18 protein-coding genes and 1 riboswitch are annotated in these 22,809 nt (G+C 64.4%); of the genes, 8 read left to right on the top strand and 10 right to left on the bottom strand.

From position 1 onward, the window contains the following. Positions 1-38: 38 nt before the first annotated feature. Entirely contained in the window at positions 39-392 is a 354-nt protein-coding gene (locus ABQY64_RS14980) for a DUF1304 domain-containing protein (RefSeq protein ID WP_349779860.1), read from the top strand. A 246-nt stretch (positions 393-638) separates the two neighbouring features. Here the strand turns inward: ABQY64_RS14980 and ABQY64_RS14975 are convergent, their stop codons facing one another. Together ABQY64_RS14975 and ABQY64_RS14970 are read right to left on the bottom strand one after the other, a co-directional pair. After that, the gene (locus ABQY64_RS14975; RefSeq protein WP_104623019.1) at positions 639-3,113 is read right to left on the bottom strand and encodes an acyl-CoA dehydrogenase; all 2,475 of its coding nucleotides are present in this window, start codon (positions 3,111-3,113) and stop codon (positions 639-641) included. Next, complete coding sequence (locus ABQY64_RS14970; protein ID WP_349779859.1) at positions 3,110-4,033, bottom strand: alpha/beta hydrolase; 924 nt, start codon at positions 4,031-4,033, stop codon at positions 3,110-3,112. Before ABQY64_RS14970 ends, ABQY64_RS14975 begins: the two co-directional genes overlap by 4 nt. Before the next feature lie 137 nt (positions 4,034-4,170). Here ABQY64_RS14970 and ABQY64_RS14965 point away from each other — a divergent pair, with 137 nt between their 5' ends. Then, positions 4,171-4,779, top strand: a complete 609-nt coding sequence (locus tag ABQY64_RS14965) for a TetR/AcrR family transcriptional regulator (RefSeq protein WP_016902764.1) — start codon at positions 4,171-4,173, stop codon at positions 4,777-4,779. Between the two features lie 105 nt (positions 4,780-4,884). Here the strand turns inward: ABQY64_RS14965 and ABQY64_RS14960 are convergent, their stop codons facing one another. The 3 genes from ABQY64_RS14960 to ABQY64_RS14950 form a co-directional block, all read right to left on the bottom strand. Next, positions 4,885-7,734 (bottom strand): TonB-dependent receptor domain-containing protein, encoded by a 2,850-nt coding sequence (locus tag ABQY64_RS14960; protein ID WP_016902763.1) that lies wholly within the window; start codon positions 7,732-7,734, stop codon positions 4,885-4,887. Positions 7,735-7,976: 242 nt separating this feature from the next. Further along, positions 7,977-8,813, bottom strand: coding sequence for a hypothetical protein (locus ABQY64_RS14955; protein WP_039529771.1), 837 nt, complete (start codon positions 8,811-8,813; stop codon positions 7,977-7,979). A gap of 152 nt (positions 8,814-8,965) precedes the next feature. Beyond that, the gene (locus ABQY64_RS14950) at positions 8,966-9,856 is read right to left on the bottom strand and encodes an Hsp33 family molecular chaperone HslO (protein ID WP_053045600.1); all 891 of its coding nucleotides are present in this window, start codon (positions 9,854-9,856) and stop codon (positions 8,966-8,968) included. A 74-nt stretch (positions 9,857-9,930) separates the two neighbouring features. Between ABQY64_RS14950 and mtgA the strand changes: the two genes are divergently transcribed. Genes mtgA through ABQY64_RS14935 form a run of 3 tightly spaced genes read left to right on the top strand, consistent with a single transcriptional unit; the run spans position 9,931 to position 12,108 of the window. After that, on the top strand, positions 9,931-10,671 hold the full coding sequence (mtgA, locus tag ABQY64_RS14945) for a monofunctional biosynthetic peptidoglycan transglycosylase (protein ID WP_349779858.1): 741 nt from the start codon (positions 9,931-9,933) through the stop codon (positions 10,669-10,671). Beyond that, positions 10,614-11,720: a glycosyltransferase family 2 protein gene (locus ABQY64_RS14940; RefSeq protein ID WP_374151301.1), complete on the top strand. Its 1,107-nt coding sequence runs from the start codon at positions 10,614-10,616 to the stop codon at positions 11,718-11,720. Before mtgA ends, ABQY64_RS14940 begins: the two co-directional genes overlap by 58 nt. Beyond that, positions 11,680-12,108 carry a CBS domain-containing protein gene (locus ABQY64_RS14935; protein ID WP_211914120.1) on the top strand — a complete coding sequence of 143 codons (429 nt, stop codon included), beginning with the start codon at positions 11,680-11,682 and terminating at the stop codon, positions 12,106-12,108. Before ABQY64_RS14940 ends, ABQY64_RS14935 begins: the two co-directional genes overlap by 41 nt. Positions 12,109-12,543: 435 nt before the next feature. Here the strand turns inward: ABQY64_RS14935 and ABQY64_RS14930 are convergent, their stop codons facing one another. From ABQY64_RS14930 to ABQY64_RS14915, 4 genes are all read right to left on the bottom strand, one after another. Further along, positions 12,544-14,508, bottom strand: a complete 1,965-nt coding sequence (locus tag ABQY64_RS14930) for an AsmA family protein (RefSeq protein WP_374151300.1) — start codon at positions 14,506-14,508, stop codon at positions 12,544-12,546. A 49-nt stretch (positions 14,509-14,557) separates the two neighbouring features. After that, entirely contained in the window at positions 14,558-15,202 is a 645-nt protein-coding gene (locus tag ABQY64_RS14925) for a hemolysin III family protein (RefSeq protein WP_349779857.1), read from the bottom strand. 75 nt (positions 15,203-15,277) lie between these two features. Beyond that, positions 15,278-16,882, bottom strand: coding sequence for a peptide chain release factor 3 (locus ABQY64_RS14920; protein ID WP_349779856.1), 1,605 nt, complete (start codon positions 16,880-16,882; stop codon positions 15,278-15,280). Positions 16,883-17,016: 134 nt separating this feature from the next. Then, positions 17,017-17,937, bottom strand: coding sequence for a M23 family metallopeptidase (locus ABQY64_RS14915; protein ID WP_349779855.1), 921 nt, complete (start codon positions 17,935-17,937; stop codon positions 17,017-17,019). 128 nt (positions 17,938-18,065) lie between these two features. Next, a riboswitch (SAM riboswitch) is annotated at positions 18,066-18,186 on the top strand. A gap of 71 nt (positions 18,187-18,257) precedes the next feature. Here ABQY64_RS14915 and ABQY64_RS14910 point away from each other — a divergent pair. The 3 genes from ABQY64_RS14910 to ABQY64_RS14900 are packed head-to-tail and all read left to right on the top strand — an operon-like array spanning position 18,258 to position 21,585. Then, positions 18,258-19,286: a homoserine O-succinyltransferase gene (locus ABQY64_RS14910; protein ID WP_349779854.1), complete on the top strand. Its 1,029-nt coding sequence runs from the start codon at positions 18,258-18,260 to the stop codon at positions 19,284-19,286. Then, positions 19,283-20,500, top strand: a complete 1,218-nt coding sequence (locus tag ABQY64_RS14905; protein ID WP_349779853.1) for an O-succinylhomoserine (thiol)-lyase — start codon at positions 19,283-19,285, stop codon at positions 20,498-20,500. Before ABQY64_RS14910 ends, ABQY64_RS14905 begins: the two co-directional genes overlap by 4 nt. Then, the gene (locus ABQY64_RS14900; protein WP_164741773.1) at positions 20,497-21,585 is read left to right on the top strand and encodes a homoserine dehydrogenase; all 1,089 of its coding nucleotides are present in this window, start codon (positions 20,497-20,499) and stop codon (positions 21,583-21,585) included. Before ABQY64_RS14905 ends, ABQY64_RS14900 begins: the two co-directional genes overlap by 4 nt. Positions 21,586-21,784: 199 nt before the next feature. On the opposite strand, the gene ABQY64_RS14895 is transcribed toward ABQY64_RS14900, so the two are convergent. Further along, positions 21,785-22,780: an alpha/beta hydrolase gene (locus ABQY64_RS14895; protein WP_349779852.1), complete on the bottom strand. Its 996-nt coding sequence runs from the start codon at positions 22,778-22,780 to the stop codon at positions 21,785-21,787. Positions 22,781-22,809 lie beyond the last annotated feature (29 nt).

The raw sequence follows: 22,809 nt of genomic DNA, 5'->3' as shown, positions 1-22,809 counted from the left end.
CGCTATGCTGGCCGCCACATCCATCACGCCGATCTGCCATGTCCCTGTTCGCCATCGTTGCCGGCCTGTGCGTCGCTCTGTTGCACGTCTACATCCTGGTCTTGGAGATGGTGCTGTGGACGCGGCCGCTGGGCCTGAAGACCTTCCGCAATACCCTCGAGAAGGCGCAGGCCACGCGCGTGCTGGCGGCCAATCAGGGCCTGTACAACGGCTTCCTGGCGGCAGGCCTGTTCTGGGGCGCGCTGCGGGCACGCGCGGATGTGCTGAGCTTTTTTCTGGGCTGTGTCGTCGTGGCAGGTTGCTACGGCGCCTACAGTGTCAACCGCCGCATTTTTTTCGTGCAGGCCTTGCCCGCGTTGATTGCCCTGGCGTTGCTGTGGTTGCCACGCTGAGGCGGTGTGCTTGCTGTCTGTAGGAGCGGGCCTGCCCGCGATGAAGCGTTACCGGTGGAGCCTCATCGCGGGCAAGCCCGCTCCTACCAAGCGGCTCGCTGGAATTGCAATTGTCGCGAACTGGTCGAAGGTGACGGCGGCAGGCAATGCAACTTCGAGATGGTCGGTTTCCACAGTAGCCAATCTCCACAAACGACAACGGCGGGCCGAAGCCCGCCGCTGTCTGCTGTCACCTCGGCCTGAGCCTTACGCCGCTTCGCGCGGTTGCTGGGCCTGCGGCCTGTCGTAGTAGCTGGCCGCGCGGAGCTCGTGGGGGTCGAAGTCGTCGACGGCGATGGTGTCCATCATGATCTCGCGCAACTCTTCCAGCTGCCTGCGCTCGTCATTGGTGATCACGCCCTCTGCCACGGCTTCGTCCAGCTGGGCGGTGAAGTCCAGCGCTTCGATGCCCTTGGTCTTGAGCGCCTTGAGGAACTTGCGCTCCACCGGCTCGGCCAGCACGGCCTTGGCCAGGTAGCTGGCGATACGTCCGCCAGGATTGTTGGCGCACGGGGTCAGGAACACGCCCTGGCCCAGACGGTCGCGCGCTTCGTTCGGCGTCATCAGGATCGATGCCACGCGATGTCCCAGGCGGTCGCCCGGTGCTTCGGCACGACGACCCAGCGGGAAGATCAGCACCCACATCAACCAGCCCACCGGACGGATCGGGAAGTTGCGCAGCGCGGCGGACAGTGCGGTTTCGATCTTGTGCACGCTGTCATGGAACGCCCAGGCCAACAGTGGCTGATCGGTCGCCGGCGCGCCTTCGTCGTGATAGCGCTTGAGCATCGCGCTGGTCAGGTAGATGTGGCTCAGCACATCGCCCAGACGGCCGGACAGCGATTCCTTGAACTTGAGCTTGCCGCCGAGCATCAGCATCGACACGTCGGCCATCAGCGCCAGGTTGGCGGAATAACGATCCAGCTTGCGGAAGAAACGCCGCGTATACGCATCGCCCGGCGCTGCACCGATGCGCGCACCGGTCAGACCGAACCAGAACGAACGCACCGCGTTGGAGATGCCGAAGCGAATATGCCCGAACAGGCTCTGGTCGAACTCTTCCAGACCACGACGCGTATCCGGATCCTGCGCCGCCTGCATTTCCTTCATCACCCACGGATGGCACAGGATTGCGCCCTGGCCGAAGATCAGCAGGCTGCGGGTCATGATGTTGGCGCCTTCAACAGTCACGCCGATCGGTGCCGCCTGCCAGGCACGGCCGGCAAAGTTGCGCGGCCCCAGGATGATGCCCTTGCCGCCGATCACATCCATCATGTCGCTGACCACTTCGCGACCCATGGTGGTGCAGTGATACTTGGCGATCGCCGACGGCACCGACGGCACATCGCCACGGTCCACCGCCGCGGCGGTGGCCTGCGACAACGCACTGATCGCATACGCCTTGCCGCCGATCCGCGCGAGCGCTTCTTCCACGCCCTCGAAACGACCGATCGACAGGCCGAACTGCTTGCGAATACGCGCATATGCGCCGGTGACCACGGCGGCGTACTTGCCGCCGCCGCTGGCCGTGGAGGGCAGGGTGATCGAGCGGCCCACCGCCAGGCACTCGTTGAGCATGTTCCAGCCCTTGCCGACCATCTCCACGCCACCGATCAGCTGGCTCAGCGGGATGAACACTTCCTCGCCATGGATCGGGCCATTCTGGAACGGCGAGTTGAGCGGGAAATGGCGACGGCCGATTTCCACGCCCGGGGTCTCGCGCGGCAACAGCGCCAGGGTGATGCCGATGTCCTTCTTGTCGCCGATCAGGCCATCCGGATCGTAGGCGCGGAACGCCAGGCCGATCAGCGAGGCCACCGGCGCCAGCGTGATGTAGCGCTTGTCGAAGGTGAGCTTGACGCCGAGCACGTTGGCGCCATTCCACTCGCCCTTGCAGACGATGCCGTAGTCGGGGATCGAGGTCGCATCGGAGCCAGCAAACGGGCCGGTCAGACCGAAACAAGGCACCTCGGCACCGACCGCCAGACGCGGCAGGTAGTAATCCTTCTGTTCCGGCGTGCCGTAATGCAGCAGCAGCTCACCCGGCCCGAGCGAGTTGGGCACGCCGACGGTGGAGCTGACCACGCTGGAGATCGAGGACAGCTTCTGAATCACCTTGTGATGCGCCAGCGCGCTGAAGCCCAGGCCGCCATACTGCTTAGGAATGATCATGCCGAAGAACTTGTTCTTCTTGATGTACTCCCACAGCTCCGGCGGCAGGTCGGCGTGGACGTGGGTGATCTCCCAGTCGTTGACCATCTTGCACAGCTCTTCGACCGGGCCATCCAGGAAGGCCTGCTCTTCGGCACTCAGTTGCGGCTTGGGATAGTTGAGCAGCTTCTGCCAGTCCGGGTCGCCGGTGAACAGTTCGCCTTCAAAGCCCACCGAGCCGGTTTCCAGCGCGATGCGTTCGGTCTGCGACAGTGGCGGCAGCACCTTGCGGAAGAAGCCCATCAGCGGTGTGGTCAGCAGCGGCTTGCGCAGGAACGGCAACAGCACCGGCGCGGAAACCAGCACCACCAGCACGGCAGCGACGATGGTTGCGGTGAGATTGGCACCCAGCAACCAGCAGGCCACCAGCACACAGGCGCTCAGCGCGACCCAGGTGGCAAGGCGCATGCGGTGATAGGCAGCGATGCCCGCCGCCAGGATGACGAGGAGGAACGGTGCAACGATGCTCATGGTCTTGCTCCAGTGACATGCTCGGTAATGTTGGACGCTGCGATGGTGCCAACCGGGGGCAGTGCGTCCAGATAATGCAACACGGTTGCGGTAAACGTGGTGTTGTCGTCGCCGGCCAGCATGTGCGTGGCATCGGGCAGATGCACATGCTGAACATGCGGGGCGATCGACAGGAATTCGTTGATATTGTCCGGCGTGACCAGGTCGCTGCGCCCGCCGCTGATCAGCAACATCGGGCAACGTACCCGCGCGGCGGCGTCCAGCAAGGTCTGCTGCTGTGCGTGCGGATCCTGTCCTGCCAGTTCATCGACCAGCCGCGAATCCCAGTGCCAGTGCCAGCGCCCGTCTGCGCGCTGCCTCAGCAAGGCCTGCAACTGCTCGGCCGTCTTGCGCGGGCGCTGCGGCAAATAGGCGGCAATCGCATCGGCGGCGGCATCCAGCGATGCGAAGCCATCCGGATGCGCGGTCATGAAACGCAGGATGCGCTCCACGCCCGCGGTATCCCAGCGCGGCGTGATGTCGACCAGCACGATCGCGCGAAACAGGCCTGGCCAGCGCGCCTCGGCAAGCAGGCCGAACAAGCCGCCCATCGAAGCGGCAACCAGCACCGGCGGCTCGGCCTGCTCGCCTGCCAGCACGATCAGGTCATCGGTGAACTGCGTGGCCGAGTAGGGCAGGTCTGCGTCGTTGAAACCGGAATCGCCATGACCGCGGGCATCGTAGGCCAGCGTCCGGTAGCCGGCGTCGGCCAGTCGGGCCGCAGTGCCTTCCCATGCATGCCGGGTTTGTCCAAACCCGTGCGCCAGCAGCACCGTCGGCGCGTGGTCCGTGCCCCGCACCGACACCGCAAGCGATGTCTCGCCAGCGTCGATGCGCATGGTGGACGCACGATGGGCGAGGCTAGGAGAAGAGGTGACCATACCTCATGGTATGGACCTGCCTGGGTCGCTGTCAATACTCCTTGGTATGGACGGTTAAGCCATTGAATCGTGGCAGTTGTGTGTCCTTTTTGTGATGCATACTGCAACTGACTCAAGCGTATGGTTAAATCGCGGCAATGAATGACATCACCGACCCAAGCCTCACCACGCCCCGCGCCACATCCGGTCGCGGCAACCGCCTCAGCGCGGACGATTGGGCGCAGGCCGCACTGGACCTGATCGCAGAACAAGGGGTGGGCGCCGTCGCGGTGGAGCCACTGGCACGCCGGCTCGGGGTGACCAAGGGCAGCTTCTACTGGCATTTCCCCTCGCGCGATGCATTGCTGCAGGCAGCCTTGGAACGCTGGGAGATCTTCGAACAGAAGGAAGTGTTCGGCAGCCTGGAAGACGTCCCGGACCCCAGCGCACGCCTGCGCGCGCTGTTCCAACTGGTCGCGCACGAAGTCAAACCGCACGTCATCTACAGCGAACTGCTCAAGGCACTCGACCACCCGGCCGTGCGCCCGGTCATCGACCGTGTCTCGCAGCGCCGCCTCGACTACCTGATCGCCTCGTTCCGCCAGGCCGGCTTGAGCCGCACCGACGCCCAACACCGCGCCCGCCTGGCCTACGCCGCCTACGTCGGCTTCCTGCAGCTCTCGCTACAACTGCAGCAACCCAAGCAAGCACGCGAAGACTTTGAGGCCTACGTTGAGCATGTGATCCAGACGTTGATTCCGGGATAGGCTTCAGTCGTCCGGCATAAGCTGATGTTCGATCGTTGAGCAAAAAAAACCGCGACTCTTCCGAGTCGCGGTTTTTAATTTACGTATTACTTAAGCAGACGAATATCAGAACTTCTGGGTGTAACGCATGTAGTAGAAGCGACCTGGGATTTCGTACTGCGGGTCAAAGCTATTGGCAAACGCAGTAGCAGCCTGCGGCGGATCGCGGTCAAAGGCATTATTCACGCCAACAGTAACGCGCGCGTTCCAAGGTGCCTTCCAGTACGCGGCCAGATCGGTGTAAGTCACGCTGGGAACATGATTACGCGGCGCTGCACCTGCAGCGGTCACACGATCCGGATCCGAGCACAGCAGCGCCACGTTCGCCGGAGTCGCCACGTTGGCGCCGGTGCAGTTTTCGACCTGCGAGCTGTAGTAGCGCATGGATGCCGAGCCGCCGACATCGCCCAATTCCCAATTGAGCATCAGGTTGGAGCGGATGCGCCAGTTGTTGTCCTGTGCCGAGCCGCCACGATACAAACCAACGCGGTTTTCGGGATCCTGCAGCGGCTTCTCGACCACGAACTTGCTCATATAGGTCGAGTCCCACACCAGGCTGAAGCTGCCCCATGCGGTGTCCGGCAAACGATAGCCTACGGTCAAGTCGTAACCTTCAGCCTCGATCTTCGCAATGTTGTTCGGCACTGCCAGCAGATTCGACACTTCGCCAGTAGGTTCGCGCTGAATCAGCGAGCAAGCATTGGCGATGCCTGCCAAATAGCAGCTGTCCAGGGTTTCCTGCACGGTCTGCGTGTCGATTGCATCTTCGATCTCGATGTTCCACCAGTCCAGCGAGATATCCAGGCCGGTGACCCAGCTCGGGCTAAATACAAAGCCCAAAGTCTTGGACGTCGACGTTTCCGGCTGCAGGTTGGGGTTGCCGCCAGTGGCGGTACGTACCTGCGGGTTGGCCTGTGCATAGGCTGGGACTGCGCCGCACGAACCCGGACGCGTTCCGTTGACGGAGCCATCGCTGAAGGAGCCTGCGCAAGGATCACGCACGTCTTCGAAGGTATCGCTTACGCCCTGGAACAGCTCGTTGATCGATGGTGCGCGGAAGCCTTGCGACCAGTTACCACGGATCATCAAGTCGGTGATCGGCTTCCAGCGGAAACCAAACTTGCTGTTGGTGGTGTCGCCGAAGTTGCTGTAGTCCGAATAACGCGTGGCCAGACTGAAGTCCAGCAACTGTGCGCCCGGCAGGTCAGCCAGCAGCGGCACGGCGAGTTCGAGGTAGGCTTCGTCCAGCTTGTAGCCGCCATTGGTCGCGGTACGTGCGTTGCCGGTGGTGTCACCGGAGTTGATCAGCGCGTCCGGATCGTCAAAGCCCGACTCTTCACGGTGTTCAGCGCCAAAGGAGAATGCAAATGCACCTCCCTGCAGGTCGAACAGCTCGCCGCCGATGTTGCCGAAATAGGTCTTCTGCTCGTACCCATAGAGGTCATGTGCATTGAAGCCAGCGTAACCCAGCATTTCCGGGGTCAACGAGCCCGGGCCGCTCAACATGTTCATCGGCACGCAGCCGTCGATCGTGCTGGCAGCGGTACCGCAGCGTGCTACGCCGCCAGCGTCGACAAACGACGGGCCAAGCGCGTTACGCAGTGCAGAAATATTGAACAGGCCGGTGGTGCGATCGGTCTGGTCATTCTTGCCGTAGAACATCCCGGCTTCCCAGCTGAAGAAACGCTGGCCAACTTCGAAATCACCCTCGAATGCGCCGCTAAACCCGAACGTCTTGACGTTCTGGGTGAAGATGCGACCGCCGGTCTCTTCGGCGCGGTACTGAATGTAGTCGATATCGCGGCCGGTGTTGTTGTAAATGTTGTTTGCCGAAATAACGATATCTGCGCCGTTGGTGCCGGGCGCGGAGCGGCCAAGAACGACCGGCATCGGTGCCAGGATCTGGCTCGACTCGCGCTCGTTGTAGGTCACCGTGGTCTTGAAGCGCACATTGTCCGTGATCGACAGGCCAGCGTCGGCGAATACCGACTTGCGCTCCTGCGGGGTCACCAGATAGTTAGCCGGCGCAAAGTTGTAGCTGTCGGCTGCAGTGTAGTTGCGCGAGGTCGTACCACCGTTATTGGTGATGGAGAACCCAGGCGTTCCGTTGAAGCGCGTTGCGCCAAAGGTGGGTGTGCCGGTGGCGCTGGTGCCGGTCGGCCCGAAGATGCCGAAGCGACCGCCAGGAATCGTGGTGCTGTTGCCGGTGCCGGCAACGGCGCCGAACACCGGGACCGACGAAATTTCGCGATCACCTGCCCAGACTGGCTCTTCTTTGACGTAGCCAACGCCCAACGTGGCGTGCCAACGATCGCCAGTGGAGCCGATCGTGAAGTCGTAGGACTCACGGCTGCCGTCGCCCTTGTCGTACTGACCGAAGTACGCGTTCGCTTCGGCGCCATCGAAGTTCTGACGCAGAATAATGTTGACCACGCCAGAGATGGCGTCGGAGCCGTAAATCGTGGAGGCGCCATCCTTCAGGACTTCGATGCGCTCAACGGCAGCAGTCGGAATCGTGTTGAGGTCGACTGCGCCGCCCAGGCCGGTACCGCCGACCCAACGACGACCGTTAACCAGCACCAGGGTGCGGTTGGAACCGAGGTTACGGAGGTTGACGCGGGTTTCGCCGTTGCCGCCATTGTTGACGTTGCTGTTAAGCGCCGAACCACCCGAGCTGATGTTCTGGATCACGTCGCCGATCGAGGTCAGACCCTGCGATTCGATCTGCTGGCGGCTCATGGTGAAGACTGGCTGCGACGTTTCAACGTCGGCGCGCTTGATGCGCGAGCCGGTCACTTCGATCTTGTCGAGGTTGGTGGTGCCGGCTTCCTGCGCGACGGCGGTACCGGTACCGGCCACGCCCACGACAAGCGCGAGGACAACTGCATCGCGCAGCTTGTTGGACTTGCAATTCATTAGCTCTCTCTCCAAGTGATCTTGGGTACTGCCAAGGGTTGTTTGCCTGTCGGGGGGTCCGAAAGAAGCGGATCCAAAACGTCAGGGTGAACCGATGGTATATGCGTTATGCGAGAAATTAAAGTCCCGTTAACGAAAAAGAAGAAAGACGTGAAAGGCAGCCTCGGGCGCGGGCCCAAAACGAAAAACGCCACCGGCTGCAAACCGGTGGCGTCCTATCAAATTATTTTTGAATCAACGACTTAGAGGTCTTGCTCGTACCGGACGTAGGGAATCGTACCGTCGCTGTTGCTCTCGTTGCTTGGCGCAAACGGGTTCTTGCCGCGGGAGATGACGTTCTCTGCGCCGACCGTCAGCTGGCCGCTCCAGGGGGTGCGCCAGGTCAGGCCCAGGCCCAGGCCTTCCCACTTTTCCGGCTGGCCGGGGACATCGACGACGCGGCCGATGACGTTGGCGCTGAAGGCGCCATAGCCGCCGCCGACGCTCAAGGTCTTGCTGTCCCACTGGTCGGCGATCGCTGGCGAAACGTCGGCAAGCGGCACCAGGCGGGCGCGCGCATAGGTGCCACCGATCGAGACGAAGCCTTCGCGGCCGATGTTCTTCTGCCCGAACACGGTCAGGTCGTTCTGTTCGACGCGGGTCAGCGGTGCCTTGCCGGCGCCGATCAACCAGGCCGGCAGGGTGTCGCGGCCGGTGCCGGCAGTGACGCCGGCGCGGGTGCCAGCGCGGTTGAAACCCAGGGTCGCCGAGACGCGGCGCGACGCAGCGGCGCTGTCTTCTTCGTCATCGCCGATGCCTGCGAGCAGGCAGTGGCTGGCGAGCCCGTTGATGTTGGTGCCGCGGCTGCTGTTGCAGATCAGGCCCAGCGAATCGCCGGACGTCAGGCCGAAGGCTGCGTCCAGCGAGTTGCGACCGAAGTGCCAGCGTGCGCCGGCCTTCTGCTCACCAGTGGGCTCCAGGTACAGAAAGGCTTCGACCTTGCCGCTGCCCTTGTTCCACACCGGCAGGATGGTGCTCTCACGCAACTGCTGGGACGCCGACTGCGCATGCACACCCGTGGCTGCCGCGAGGGCAACCAGCAAAGCGAGCGGAAGGCGAAGAAGGTGGCGCATACCAGAGTTCAGACCCAGGGGCAGTTGTTAAGTTCCCGAGAGCGGGCAATGAGAATGCTAGGGCGTTTATGATTATTTAACAAGTGGCCGAGTTCCCCAGAACGCGGCGTCAACGCTATCTATTGCAACCTTTCCGGCGCGTCCAGCGACGGCTGCGCCTCGCTGAAAAGTACGTCCAGCGCGGTCAACGGAAAGTGATACTCGCGCCCGCAGAACTCGCAGCGGACCTCGACCTCGCCGGTCGCCTCGGCAGCGGCGCGGGCTTCGTCTTCGCCCAGGGACTGCAGCATCGAGGCGACCCGCTCGCGTGAGCAGGAGCAGCCGAAGCTGAGCGGCTTGCTGCCCAGCAATTGGGTGTCTTCCTCGTGGAACAACCGGTGCAGCAGGTCCTCGCTGGCGACCGAGAGCAATTCCGGTGCGCCCAGGGTGTCGAACAACGCGCCGATGCGGGTCCAGCCATCGGTGTCGCCCTCGTCGCCGGGCAGCTTTTGCAGCAACAGGCCGGCGGCCTGGTCCGGACCCGCGGCCAGCAGCAGGCGGGTCGGCAGCTGCTCGGACTGGTGGAAATAGGTCTCGAAGGCCTCGGCCAGATCCGGCGCCTGCATGCCGACCAGGCTCTGGTAGCGCTGCGGTTCGCGCGGGTCCAGGCCGGGGTTCTCGATGGTGATCGCCAGCAGCGCGGCCTCGCCCAGTTCGCGCAGGTCGGTGGGCGCATCGGCACCGTCGGCCAGTTGCACGATGCCGCGCAAGGTGCCGGCCGCGGTGCATTCGGCAAACAGGGTGCGCAGCGTCTGGTTGCCGCGCAGTTGCACCGACAGGCGCCCATCGACCTTGGTGTGGCCGGTGAACAGGGCGGCGGCCACGGCCGCCTCGCCAAGCAACTGGCGCGCGGCGGGCGGGTAGTCGGCGGCTCCCTGGATGTCGTGCCAGGCCTGGGTCAGGCGGACATGGACGCCGCGCACGCCGGCAGCAGGCAGCAGGAAACGGGAAAGCTGATCGTGATCGGTCATGGGAACATCGGACGTAAGGGACGCCGGTTGCCGGATAATGCAACGAGCATCGGGATGAAAGGTCGTAGCGAACAATGGGGACGGATGCATTGGATGGCAAGCAGGTGGCGCCACCGCGGCGCGCGCGGCGCTGGCTACGTTGGCTGTTGGCAGCACCACTGCTGTTTGCCGCCGCGAGCGTGCTGCAGGTGCTGGTGCTGCGGGTGATCGATACGCCGATCAGCAGCATGATGGTGGGGCGCTATCTGGAAGCCTGGGGCGAAGGCGACTGGGATTTTTCGCTGCACCAGCAATGGCGCGACTACGACAGGATCGCCGCCAGCCTGCCGATTTCGGTGGTGGCTGCGGAGGATCAGCAGTTTCCGGTGCATCACGGCTTCGACCTGCAGGCGATCGAAAAGGCGCGCGATCACAATGCGCGCGGTGGACGCGTGCGCGGGGCCAGCACGATCAGTCAGCAGGTCGCCAAGAACATGTTCCTGTGGCAGGGCCGCAGTTGGGTACGCAAGGGCCTGGAGGCCTGGTACACGGTGCTGATCGAGTTGCTGTGGCCGAAGCAGCGCATTCTGGAGATGTATCTCAACGTGGCCGAGTTCGGTGACGGGGTGTATGGCGCGCAGGCCGCTGCCCGGCAATTCTGGAACAAGGATGCGGCTGGGTTGTCACCGACCGAGTCGGCGCGCCTGGCGGCGGTGCTGCCCTCGCCACGCCGTTATGACGCGCGTCGTCCCGGCGCCTATGTGCAACGGCGGACGGCATGGATCCAGCGGCAGGCGCGCCAGCTGGGTGGCCCTGCGTATCTGCAGGCGCCGTGAGCGTGCAGACGTCCGGGCCCGCACAATTGCCGGTGGCAGCAGACCGCCTGACGGTGGTGATTGCGGCCTATAACGAAGAAACCAGCATTCCACTGCTGCATCCGCGCCTATGCGCAGTGCTGGCGGGTCTGAGTGGCGTGCAGACGCATGTGCTGTATGTCGACGATGGCAGCAGCGATGGCACCTGGAGCGTGTTGCAGGCACTTGCCGATGCTGACGCACAAGTGAGTGCGGTGCGGCTGTCGCGTAACTTCGGCAAGGAAGTGGCCATTTCTGCAGGCCTGGACCATGTGTTGCCCGGTGCGGTGGTGCTGCTCGATGCCGATGGACAGGACCCGCCGGAGCTGATCCCCGAGTTCATCGCATTATGGCGTGCCGGCTACGACAACATCTTCGGTACGCGGATTTTTCGTGAAGGCGAGAGCTGGCTGAAGCGCAGCGCGGCGCATGCGTTCTATCGGGTCATCCGGCAGTTGTCGCGGACGCCGATTCCGGCCGATACCGGGGATTTCAGACTGTTGTCGCCGCGGGTGGTGGAAGCCTTGCAGCAGCTGCGCGAGCGCCACCGTTTCATGAAGGGGCTGTTTGGTTGGGTCGGGTTTCGCCAGGTGGCATTGCCGTACCGGCGTGCACCACGGCTGTCGGGGCGCAGCAAATTCACGGTGTGGCGGCTGTGGAACTTCGCGCTGGATGGCATCACCAGTTTTTCCACCGTGCCGCTGCGCGTGGCAACCTATCTGGGCTTGCTCACCGCGCTGGTGGCATTCCTGTTCGGTGGCTGGGTGGTGATCAAGGCGGCGCTGATGGGTGACCCGGTGGCCGGCTGGCCGACCATGATGTCGGTGATCCTGTTCCTGGGCGGTATCCAGCTGATCGCCCTGGGTCTGATCGGCGAGTACCTGGGCCGCTTGTACGACGAGGCCAAGCAGCGTCCGCTCTACCTGGTCGATACCCACTGCGGCGCAGTGGGAGTAGTCTGCGACCACCAGACCAAGCGCGGAGCGGGCCATGCAGACCGTACGACAGCTGTTGGGGACCAAACAGGTTGAGGTATTCGCGGTAGCGGCAGACGCTGCAGTGATCGAGGCGATCCGGCTGATGGCCGAGAAGGGTATCGGCGCGGTGTTGGTGATGGACGGGCCACGCCTGGTCGGCATCGTGTCCGAGCGCGATTACGCGCGCAAGGTGGTGCTGCGCGATCGCGCCTCATCGACCACCAGCGTTGCCGAAATCATGAGTACCCAGGTGGTGACAGTGTCGCCATCGGACACGGTGGAGCGCTGCATGCAATTGATGACCGATGGACGCTTCCGGCATCTGCCGGTGGTCGACAACGGCCGCGTGCAGGGCGTGATTTCCATTGGCGATCTGGTCAAGGCGGTAATCGAAAACCAGCAGCGCGATATCGATCAGTTGCAGCGTTACATCGCCAGCTAGGGCGGTGCCGGCTACGTTCCCTGCGTCTTGTATTGAACGCTGTTGTTCGAAATAGCTTGAGGAGTGTGGCGAGCCGATAGATCAGCCTTGGAGCGTTTGATCTGCGGCCTGGTCGCAAGGCCCTTGCCCGCCCACCATCGCAGGACACGCCGCAAGTACGTCCTTGTAGGCTCTTACGCGGCATCCATGCCGCGTAAGGTCCCGCGACGGTGGACGGGCAAGGACCAGTCGCGATGGCCGGTGTGCATGGTGCAAGCAGTGCATGCCTTGCGGTCTTCAGAGGACTGCGGTCTGATCAGCTCACTTCGATCCGGTCCATTACTGCAGGTTTCGGGATCACTGCACCAGTCAGAGAAAGTGCATGCGGTCATAACCTTGCCACCATCGCTACAGCGCTGGACAGGTTTGCTGGTCGCCCAACGTCGTGCAGTGCACTTACTTCGCGAATTTGCCGCCGCAATCGCTGTCCTTGCCGGGACCCGGTTCGAAGGTTGCTAGCAAGGCGGCGGGTGGAGCGATCATGCCCAGGCCGACCGCAAGCGCGCCGCGCAGACCCAATGCCTTGAAGTCCGGACGGAAGGTCGGGTCCTTGAAGCTGCCACCGATTCGCAATGGCGAGCGCAGGCTCAGGATGCTGCGGTCTTTCGGGCGTGGGCGCAGCAGCAGATCCAGCGTTTCGTCTTTCAAGCTGATGCTGCCTTCGCCAATGATGATGGTGTCGGTGCTGTCGAAGGCCAGCGCGCGCGATTGCATCAGGCCGTCCTGTACGCCGAAGTCGCCGAAGATGCAGCGCACTGGAATCTGGCGGTCCTTGGTGACCAGATATTTGAGCGACTCGGCGATATCCAGCCCGGCCAGTTCCATGATCAGATTGCCGACATGGCCGCGGCCCATGCCGACGCCGATCGTGCCGTCGGCGGTACCGAGCATCGCGCCGATCGAGTTGCCGCGGCCACGCAGGTCGAATTCGCCACCGATGGCACCCGAGGCCTGCTTGGCAAGCGCGGTATCGGGGAAGAGCTGATCCAGCCGAATGCCGCGAAGACCTGCCTTGAGGTGCGTGGTGATCACCTCGTTGCGCGCATCCATGCGGATGATGGAGCGGATATCGCCACCGGCAACGCCGAAGTTCAGCGGGTCCAGCTGCAGCAGGCCGTCCTTCAATGTCAGCGAGGCATCCATGTCGTCCAGCGGCCACGACGGCGCATTGATGCGCTGTGCGCGCCAGCGTACCTGCGCATCCATCGCGCGTAGCTTCGACAAGTCGTAAGGGGTGCTAGGCAGCACGCGCGCGCTGGCTGCGAGCTGTGCCGCCTGTTTTTTCTGTTCGGCATTTGCCGACTCGTTCGCGCCGGTCTTAGGGGGGGCGCCGACGAACCCTGCCAGGTCGTCGAAGTCCAGGCGTTTGGACGCGAGATCGGCACGCAGGAACGGACGCTTGTTACGCAGGTCCACTTCTGCAGTGCCCGACAGATCGCTGTCGCCGGCAGTACCGGTGAACTTTTCGTAGCGCCAGAGCTGGCCGTTGCGGCGCAGATGGCCGTCTAGCTTGTACGGCGGGGTCGACGGCATGGCCACGCCGGTCAGCGGATACAGATCCTGCATGTCCTGGCCGCTGAGCGCCATTTGCAGATCGAAGACCTGGAACTGGAACGGGTTGGTCAAGGTGCCGCGCACGTGCGTGCGGGTGGCGCCGGCGCTGCCGCGCAGATCGATACGAAACGGGTGCTGGCTCTGGCTCAGCTCCAGCGGCGAGGCGGTGTTGCCCTTGAGCGTAAAGGGATAGCCCTTCCAGCGACCCTTGCCGTCGATGCCGATCGGCGCTGCACGTTGGTCGCTGCTCGGTGGTGCAAGGCTGTTGATTGCCACATCCACGTCCGAGCGATTGGCTGCATCGATGTACTGCAGGCGCCCGTTGTTCACCAGCAGGCGGCCAAGGCGCGGCATCGTGCCATCGCCACCGTCCTGATCGAATACCCAGTTGCCGGGGTGGGTGTCGTCGCCGGCTTCCAGCAAGACGGTTGGGTGATCCAGGCGAATTTCCGGCAGACGCACCTTGCCGCGCAACAGCGGCCACAACTCGACATCGATCTCGGCTGAATTGAGCTCGGCCATCGGCCCGCGCTTGGACCACGCTGCGTTGGCCAGACTCAGCCGATTGCCGCGCACGGTGGTCGTGCGGCCCAGCTTCACGTCCAGATAGCCGAGATGGAATTCGCGACCGGTCTTGGCGCTGACTAGGCGTTCGACCGGACCGCGCAGCCAGTTCCACTGGAACAGCAGCACGAAGATCACCACGGCGGCGGTGACGATGGCAAGCCCGACCAGCCAGCGTCGACGACGTGGCGTGGGGGAAGGTGGTGCAGCTGAGGTATCGGTCACGTTGTTCACGCGGGCCATGGTTGGCGATGCCTCGTGCACGGCGCGCGAACGCGCCGAAGATCGCGTCTCACATCACTTGCGCAATCACCGCAACGAAGTGGCAAGCGCTGCCCACCAGCACGAACAGATGCCAGATCGCGTGGAAATAGCGCTGGGTGTCGCGTTGGTAGAAATACGTGCCCAACGTATAGAAGAGTCCGCCAGCCAGCAGCCAGCACAGAGACCAGGTATCGACCGAGCGCAGCAACGGCTGGATCGCTACGACGATCAGCCAACCCATCGCCAAGTACAGCACCGTCGACAGCAGGCGGAAACGACCGGTGAAAAACAGTTTGAAGACCACTCCGGCCGCGGCGATCGTCCAGATCGCGGCGAACAATCCCCAGCCCCAGGAGTCGCGCAGATTGATCAGCGTAAATGGGGTGTAGGTGCCGGCGATCAACAGATAGATCGCGCAGTGATCGAGCACCTGCAGGCGCGCCTTGGCTCCCGGATGCGGGATGGCATGAAACAGCGTGGAGGCGACGTACAGCAACACCAGCGTGGCGCTGAACACGATGGAGGTGGCCAGTTGCCAGCCGTCGCCATAGATGGCGGCCAGCGTGATCAGCACCGAGCCACCGGCCAATGCGGCAATGGCACCCAGGCCGTGGGTCACGGCGCTGGCTATCTCGTCGCGCAGGTCGGTCGAGGGGGAGGCGTCTGCGTTCATGCCAAAAAGGTACCGCAATTGCGAGCAATTCGCATCGCCAGCAAGTGCGGTCGCAGGCGCCGGTTCAAGCCGCGGTCAATCGATCGCCGTGGCATGCGCATGTTCGCGCGTGGCAGAGAAGCGCACATCCGGCGCGCGTTCCTGCGCCAGCTGCAGATTCACACGCGTCGGTGCGAGATACACCAGCTGGCCGGCCGCGTCGATGCCCAGGTTGCCGGCGTTTTTCTCGCGGAACTCCTCCAGCTTCTTGGCGTTGTCGCAGTGTACCCAGCGTGCGGTGGTGACACTGACCGGCTCGAAGATCGCGTCCACGCCGTATTCGTCCTTAAGCCGGTAGGCCACCACGTCGAACTGCAGCACGCCCACCGCGCCCAGGATCAGATCGTTGCTCATCAACGGGCGGAAGAACTGCGTAGCGCCTTCTTCGGACAGCTGTGCCAGGCCCTTTTGCAGTTGCTTGAGCTTGAGCGGGTCGCGCAGGCGCGCACGCCGGAACAACTCTGGCGCAAAGTTGGGAATGCCGGTGAACGACAGCGCTTCGCCTTCGGTGAAGGTGTCGCCGATGGAGATGGTGCCGTGGTTGTGGATACCGATCACGTCGCCCGGCCAGGCCTCGGCGGCGATCTCGCGATCGGAGGCCATGAAGGTCAGCGCGTTGGCCAGCTTGACGTCCTTGCCGCTGCGCACGTGCAGGGCCTTCATGCCGGCGGTGAACTTGCCGGAGCACACGCGCATGAAGGCCACGCGGTCGCGATGCTGCGGGTCCATGTTGGCCTGGATCTTGAAGACGAAGCCGCTGAGCTTGGCTTCGGTCGCCTCGACCCGGCGGCCGGTGGTGTCGCGCGCCTGCGGCGGCGGTGCGTGCTCGATGAAGAAATCCAGCAGCGGTTGCACGCCGAAGTTGTTGACGCCCGAGCCGAAGAACACCGGAGTCTGCTGGCCGGCGCGGTAGGCCTGCAGGTCGAACGGATTGCTGGCGCCCTGCACCAGTTCCAGTTCGTCGCGTAGCTCGGCCAGCATCTGCGCGCCGATCTTTTCTGCCAGGCCGGGCGCATCCAGCGACGGGAAGATGGTCGAATCCTGGCGGGTGAAGTTGCGGCCCTGTTCGTACAGGTGCACCTCGCCGGTGATCAGGTGCACCACGCCCTTCAGGCGCTGGCCCATGCCGATCGGCCAGGTGACTGGGGCGCACTGGATGCCGAGCACGGTTTCGACTTCATCCAGCAGATCGATCGGGTTCTTGCCCTCGCGATCGAGCTTGTTGATGAAGGTCATGATGGGGGTGTCGCGCAGGCGGCAGACCTCCATCAGCTTGATGGTGCGTTCTTCCACGCCCTTGGCGACGTCGATGACCATCAGCGCCGAGTCCACCGCGGTCAGCACCCGATAGGTGTCCTCGCCGAAGTCGGCGTGGCCGGGGGTGTCGAGCAGGTTGACGATCTTGCCCTCGTACGGGAACTGCATCACCGAGGAGGTGACCGAGATGCCGCGCTCCTTTTCCAGCGCCATCCAGTCCGAGGTGGCGTGACGGGCAGCCTTGCGGCCCTTCACCGAGCCGGCCATCTGGATCGCACCGCCGAACAGCAGCAGCTTTTCGGTCAGGGTGGTCTTGCCCGCATCGGGGTGGGAAATGATGGCGAAGGTGCGGCGGCGCGCGGCTTCGTTGGAGACGTCGGACATGGGCTGAGCGCGCCCGGTCGGACGCCTGCGGAAACTGAGGAAGCCGGAGATTATAGCGACTTCGCTGCCGCCGGCTTCTGTGGCTCTGGTACGGGGCTTTCCGGTCGGCAGGCCGGCGCTCCCGGCCGCCGCCTTCACGGCGCCGGCGAGGGGAACTGCAACTCTCCCTGCGGGCCCAGCATCCGGAACGGCAACGAGATCAGGCGCATGTCCGCATTGCGCTGGAGCGAAAAATGCAGGTGCGGGGCCGTGCTGAAGCCGGTACTGCCCGAGGCGCCCAGGCGTTCGCCGGTGCGCACCATCTGGCCTGGGCGTACTGCAACGCCATCGGGTGCCAGGTGGGCATAGATGGCCATGCTGCCGTCGGCGTGCAGCACCCGCACCAGGTTGCCGGCGCCGGCGGCCTGGTCATGCGGGCCGCCTTCGATGACATCGCGCCGCACCTCCATGACCGCGCCCTCGCGCGCTGCCAGCACCGGCGTGCCCTGCGGCAGCGCGAAGTCCACCGCGTACCAGTTGGGCGCATCGGTATGGCTGAAGGCTCCGCCAAAGCCCTGGTCCACTTGGACCGGCGCATCGCGAAACGGGAGCTGGTAGCGCACTTGCTGCTGCGGGCGGGCCTGCGGATCGCCGGGCACCACGTCGAGCTTGAGTCCAAGCCCACCCAGGCTGCGCTGGTTGCTGGCCGGATACAGCCGGGCGAGCAGGCGGCGCTCGTGCGCAGCCAGTTGCACCGTCAGCGGCAACTGCGGCACGGCGCGGTAATCCTCGCTGGGCGGTGCGCTCAGCTGCACCTGCGCGGGCCCGGCCAGCGGGTTGCTGACCCAGGCCAGGTGGGCCGGTGCCTGCCACTCCAACTGCAGTGACGGGCCGGTGCCGGGCGATGCGGGCGCCGTCTGTGCCGCTGCGACTGTTGGCGAGCTCGCAGTCGTGTTTGCTGCACCGGGCCAATGCCAGCGCTGCTGCGCGTTGGCGGGTGCGGCACATGCCAGAACCGCGAGCAAAAAAGGCCAGGCGAGGGCGGGCAAGGCGCTGCGAGACACGTGGTGGGGCACGCGATCGGCTCGAACGAAGGGGCCTCAAGTATGCGGTCCATCACAGGCCGCAGTGGTATCGGATGAAAATATATCTTTCCATCCGCATGAAGAGATTGACATCGCAAAAAAGCGGTGGCATCTTAACCTCACCATCGAGACCGGCGGAGGGACAGGCCCTTTGATGCCGGGGCAGCCAGCGGAGCGCGCAAGCGCCCGCGTTTGGTGCCAAATCCTGCGGGGACCTCTGCGTCCGCCGAAAGATGGTTCGAATCGTGCCTTGCGCACGTCGAACGCGAGCTCCCGCGAAGCTCGATGGCCGATCCACCCCGGATATCGCCATGAGCCTCGTGAATACAGCATCGCCGACACCGACCGAATACGCCGATACGCCCGCCGCCGATGACGGCTTGATTGCCGTGCGCGGCGAGCTCGTCATTGCCTTGCCGATGCGCCATGCCGGCATGCGCGAGCTGCGGCTGCGCTATGAACTGGTCGGCGCCGCCAATGCGCCGGTGGTCTTCGTGGCCGGCGGAATTTCCGCGCATCGCCATCTGGCCGCCAGCGACCTGTTCCCCGAGAAGGGCTGGGTGGATGGCCTGGTGGGTGCCGGCCGCGCGCTGGATCCGGCATCGCGCCGCCTGCTGGCGTTCGACTTTCTGGGCGCCGACGGCACGTTGGATGCGCCGATCGATACCGCCGACCAGGCCGATGCGATCGCCGCCTTGCTGGATGCGCTGGGTATCGCGCGTTTGCATGGCTTTGTCGGCTACTCGTACGGCGCGTTGGTCGGCTTGCAATTCGCGACCCGCCATGCCGCCCGCGTCGGTACCTTGGTTGCGGTCAGTGGCGCGCATCGCGCCCATCCGTATGCCGCCGCCTGGCGTGCACTGCAGCGCCGCGCGGTGGCGCTGGGCCAGCTGCAATGCGCCGAAAACCATGGGCTGGCGCTGGCACGGCAGTTCGCCATGCTCAGCTACCGCACCCCGGAAGAATTCAGCGAGCGCTTCGACGCGCCGCCGGAAGTGATCAATGGCCGCGTGCGCGTGGCCGCCGAAGACTACCTGGATGCCGCCGGCGCGCAGTACGTCGCGCGCACGCCGGTGACCGCCTACCTGCGGCTGTCCGAATCCATCGACCTGCACCGCATCGACCCGGCGCAGGTGCGCGTGCCCACCGTCGTCGTTGCGGTGGAAGGCGACCGCCTGGTGCCGCTGGCCGACCTGGTCAGCCTGGTCGAAGGGTTGGGGCCGCGCGGCAGTCTGCGCGTGCTGCGCTCGCCGTATGGCCATGACGCCTTCCTGAAAGAAATCGATCGCATCGACGCGATCCTCGCCACTGCCCTTCGCATCACCGGAGAAACCGCATGAGCTTTCGTGACCCCGCCGACGCCCCCTGTACCGCCGCCACCGCCGCCGTCCGCGCCGGCATCGATCGCGACACTGCCTATGGTGCGGTGACGCCGCCGATCGTGCTGTCGTCGAACTTCTCCTTCGATGGTTTCGGCAACAAGCGCCAATACGACTACACCCGCAGCGGCAACCCGACCCGCGATCTGCTCGGCGAAGCACTGGCCGAGCTGGAAGGCGGTGCGGGCGGGGTGATCACCTCCACCGGCATGGGCGCGATCAATCTGGTGCTCAATGCGTTGCTGCAGCCGGGCGATACCCTGGTGGTGCCGCACGATGCCTACGGCGGAAGCTGGCGCCTGTTCAACGCGCTGGCCAAGAAGGGCCACTTCGCGCTGATCACCGCCGACCTCACCGACCCGCGTTCGCTGGCCGATGCATTGGCGCAGTCGCCCAAGCTGGTGCTGATCGAAACCCCGTCCAACCCTTTGTTGCGCATCACCGATCTGCGCTTTGTCATCGAGGCGGCGAAGAAGGCTGGCGCATTGACCGTGGTGGACAACACCTTCCTGTCGCCGGCGCTGCAGAAGCCGCTGGAGTTCGGGGCGGACCTGGTGCTGCACTCCACCACCAAGTACATCAACGGTCACAGCGATGTGGTGGGCGGTGCGGTGGTCGCGCGCGATGCCGAGCTGCATCAGCAGTTGGTGTGGTGGGCCAATGCGCTGGGCCTGACCGGTTCGCCGTTCGATGCCTTCCTCACCTTACGCGGTCTGCGCACGCTGGATGCGCGCCTGCGCGTGCACCAGGAAAACGCCGACGCCATCGCCGAGCTGCTGGACGGGCATGCGGTGGTCAACCAGGTGTATTTCCCCGGTCTGGCTGCGCATCCGGGTCATGCACTGGCTGCGCGCCAGCAGAAGGGCTTCGGCGCGATGATGAGTTTCGAGCTCGACGGTGGCGAAGCCGCAGTGCGCGCGTTTGTCGATGGCCTGCGTTATTTCACCCTGGCCGAGTCGCTGGGCGGTGTAGAAAGCCTGATCGCGCATCCGGCCTCGATGACGCATGCGGCGATGACCGCCGAAGCCCGCGCTGCGGCCGGGATTTCCGATGGCCTGCTGCGCTTGTCGATCGGTATCGAATCGGTAGAAGACCTGTTGATCGATCTGCGCGCCGGCCTGGCGCGTGCCGAAGCGACGCTGACCAGCGCAAGCCGCAAACAGGTCGACGCGTGAGCACCGTGCTGCCTGTTTCGCGCCGCGCTTCGGCGGCAGCGGTGACGCCGACACCACGGCTGGCCTTGCTCGGCACCGGGACGGTGGGGCGCGCGTTCGTGGCGCGCTACACCGCGCTGCAGGAGCGCCAGCTGCAGTTGCCGCGCTTTGACTGGTTGGCCAACTCGCGTATTGCCCACGATTGCGGCACCAGCGCCGCACAGGCCTTGCAACAGGCCAATGCCGCGCCGCGTGGCCAGGCCGTGCTGCAACCCTGGGCGGAAACCACCGCCTTGCGTGCCGGCGATGTGCTGGTGGATGCGACCGCCAGCGAGGTCGTTGCCGACTGGCATGCGGAATGGCTGCTGCGTGGCGTACACGTGGTCACTGCCAACAAATTGGGCCAGGGCACCGCGTTGTCGCGCGCACAGGCCTTGCACGCGGCGCGTCACGCCAGCGGTGCGCACTACGGCGATAGCGCCACCGTGGGGGCGGGGCTGCCGGTGCTGAGCAGCGTGCGCGCACTGGTGGCGGGTGGCGACCATATCCACTCGATCGAAGGGGTGTTGTCCGGATCGCTGGCATGGCTGTTTCATCGCTACGACGGTACCGGCGCATTTTCCGATTGCGTGCGTGAGGCGATGGCGGCCGGCTATACCGAGCCGGATCCGCGCATCGATCTGTCGGGCGAGGACGTGCGGCGCAAGTTGCTGATCCTGGCGCGCGCGGCGGGCTGGCAGCTGGAAGCCGAACAGGTGCATGTGGAATCGCTGGTGCCCGCAAGCATTGCGCGGTTGCCGCTCGATGCCTTGGATGCGCAACTGGGCGCGCTGGATGCGGTGGTCGGCGCGCGCTGGCAGCAGGCACGTGCCGCGGGGCGTTGCCTGCGCTTCGTCGGCCGTGTGGATGCGCATGGTGCCAGCGTCGGCTTGCGCGAGTTGGCGCTGGATCACCCGCTGGCTGGCGGTGCCGGCACCGATAACCGTGTCGCCATCAGCAGCGATCGCTATCGCCAGCAGCCATTGCTGATCCAGGGGCCGGGCGCGGGTGCCGAGGTGACGGCGGCGGCGTTGCTGGATGATGTGTTGCGGATTGTGGCTGGGTAGCTGGTTAAGGACGTGGCGAAGCGCCGGCTCTGCTTGAGCGCGGCTGTGGTGCGCGTGCAATCGATTACGTCATGGACTGCACGGATGGCTTGTTGTCCGCTCTGCACGTTGCAAACGCATCCAACTGCAGCTCGCTTGTCCGCGAGCTGCAGCTTTCGAAGACGCGTTGGTCATGCCAGTGCGCTGCCGTCAGTGCTGCTTACGGCGCAATCGCCTTCAGTAACGCGGCATTGAACCGTGTCGGGTCCTGCACCTGCGGCGAATGTCCGAGGTCGGCGAATTCGACGAGCTTCGCGTTCGGAATCGCCTCGGCCGCACGCTTGCCCAGCTTGGTGTAATCGCCGACACGTGCCTTGACCTCGGGCGGTGCGGCGTCCTTGCCGATCGCAGTGCGGTCCTTGAGGCCAATGAACAGCGTGGTCGGCACGCTGAGTTTGGGCAGTTCGTAGACCACCGGCTGGTTGAACACCATGTCGTAGGTCAGCGCCTGGTTCCAGGCAACCGCCTGCCTGCCGTTGCCCAGCGACATGCCGGCCTGCATGCGCGCCCAGCGTTCGAACTCCGGCTTCCACTGGCCGGCGTAGTAGACCTCCATCTGATACTTCTTGATGCGCTCGAAGCTGATCTTCAGTTCGTTGTCGTACCAGGCGTCGACGCTGCGCCACGGAATGCCTTCGGCCTTCCAGTCTTCCAGGCCGATCGGGTCGACCAAGGCCAGGTGCTCGGTGGCCTGCGGATACATCATCGCGTAACGGATGGCGAGCATGCCGCCCATCGAATGGCCAACCACCACCGCACGTTCGATACCCAGCTTTTTCAGCAGCGCCTGGGTGTTGTCGGCCAGTTGCGCGAAGGAAAACTGATAGGCGGCCGGCTTGCTGGACTTGCAGAAGCCCACCTGGTCAGGCGCAATGACGCGGTAGCCGGCGGTGCTCAACGCCGCGATGGTCTGCTCCCAGGTGGCGGCGCAGAAGTTCTTGCCATGCAGCAGCACGGCGGTGTGCCCGTTGGGTTTGCCGGTGGGCGCGACATCCAGGTACGCCATTTCCAGCGGCTGCCGTTGCGAGGTGAACGCAAAGGTCTTGACCGGATACGGGTAATCGAAGCCTTCCAGGCGCGGGCCGTAGCTGGCTTCCTGTGCCATCAGAGGGCCGCAGGCCAGGGCCAGGGCGAGAGTGCAGGCAAGCTGTCGCATCGCGATCTCCGTCGGAATCCAGCGTCAGA

This window comes from Xanthomonas sp. WHRI 7065 (assembly GCF_040203115.2).
Taxonomy (GTDB): domain Bacteria; phylum Pseudomonadota; class Gammaproteobacteria; order Xanthomonadales; family Xanthomonadaceae; genus Xanthomonas; species Xanthomonas arboricola.
Note: the sequence above shows the minus strand (reverse complement) of the source record. Positions and strands in the feature narration are given on the sequence as shown.

Bases quoted from the DNA above. Each gene is read 5' to 3' on its own strand.
- ABQY64_RS14925 (WP_349779857.1), bottom strand. From the start codon at position 15,202: ATGAACGCAGACGCCTCCCCCTCGACCGACCTGCGCGACGAGATAGCC.
- ABQY64_RS14980 (WP_349779860.1), top strand. From the start codon at position 39: ATGTCCCTGTTCGCCATCGTTGCCGGCCTGTGCGTCGCTCTGTTGCAC.
- ABQY64_RS14940 (WP_374151301.1), top strand. From the start codon at position 10,614: ATGGATCCAGCGGCAGGCGCGCCAGCTGGGTGGCCCTGCGTATCTGCA.
- ABQY64_RS14935 (WP_211914120.1), top strand. From the start codon at position 11,680: ATGCAGACCGTACGACAGCTGTTGGGGACCAAACAGGTTGAGGTATTC.
- ABQY64_RS14965 (WP_016902764.1), top strand. From the start codon at position 4,171: ATGAATGACATCACCGACCCAAGCCTCACCACGCCCCGCGCCACATCC.
- ABQY64_RS14920 (WP_349779856.1), bottom strand. From the start codon at position 16,882: ATGTCCGACGTCTCCAACGAAGCCGCGCGCCGCCGCACCTTCGCCATC.
- ABQY64_RS14950 (WP_053045600.1), bottom strand. From the start codon at position 9,856: ATGACCGATCACGATCAGCTTTCCCGTTTCCTGCTGCCTGCTGCCGGC.
- ABQY64_RS14960 (WP_016902763.1), bottom strand. From the start codon at position 7,734: ATGAATTGCAAGTCCAACAAGCTGCGCGATGCAGTTGTCCTCGCGCTT.
- ABQY64_RS14930 (WP_374151300.1), bottom strand. From the start codon at position 14,508: ATGGCCCGCGTGAACAACGTGACCGATACCTCAGCTGCACCACCTTCC.
- ABQY64_RS14910 (WP_349779854.1), top strand. From the start codon at position 18,258: ATGAGCCTCGTGAATACAGCATCGCCGACACCGACCGAATACGCCGAT.
- ABQY64_RS14975 (WP_104623019.1), bottom strand. From the start codon at position 3,113: ATGAGCATCGTTGCACCGTTCCTCCTCGTCATCCTGGCGGCGGGCATC.
- ABQY64_RS14895 (WP_349779852.1), bottom strand. From the start codon at position 22,780: ATGCGACAGCTTGCCTGCACTCTCGCCCTGGCCCTGGCCTGCGGCCCT.
- ABQY64_RS14905 (WP_349779853.1), top strand. From the start codon at position 19,283: ATGAGCTTTCGTGACCCCGCCGACGCCCCCTGTACCGCCGCCACCGCC.
- ABQY64_RS14970 (WP_349779859.1), bottom strand. From the start codon at position 4,033: ATGGTCACCTCTTCTCCTAGCCTCGCCCATCGTGCGTCCACCATGCGC.
- mtgA (WP_349779858.1), top strand. From the start codon at position 9,931: ATGGGGACGGATGCATTGGATGGCAAGCAGGTGGCGCCACCGCGGCGC.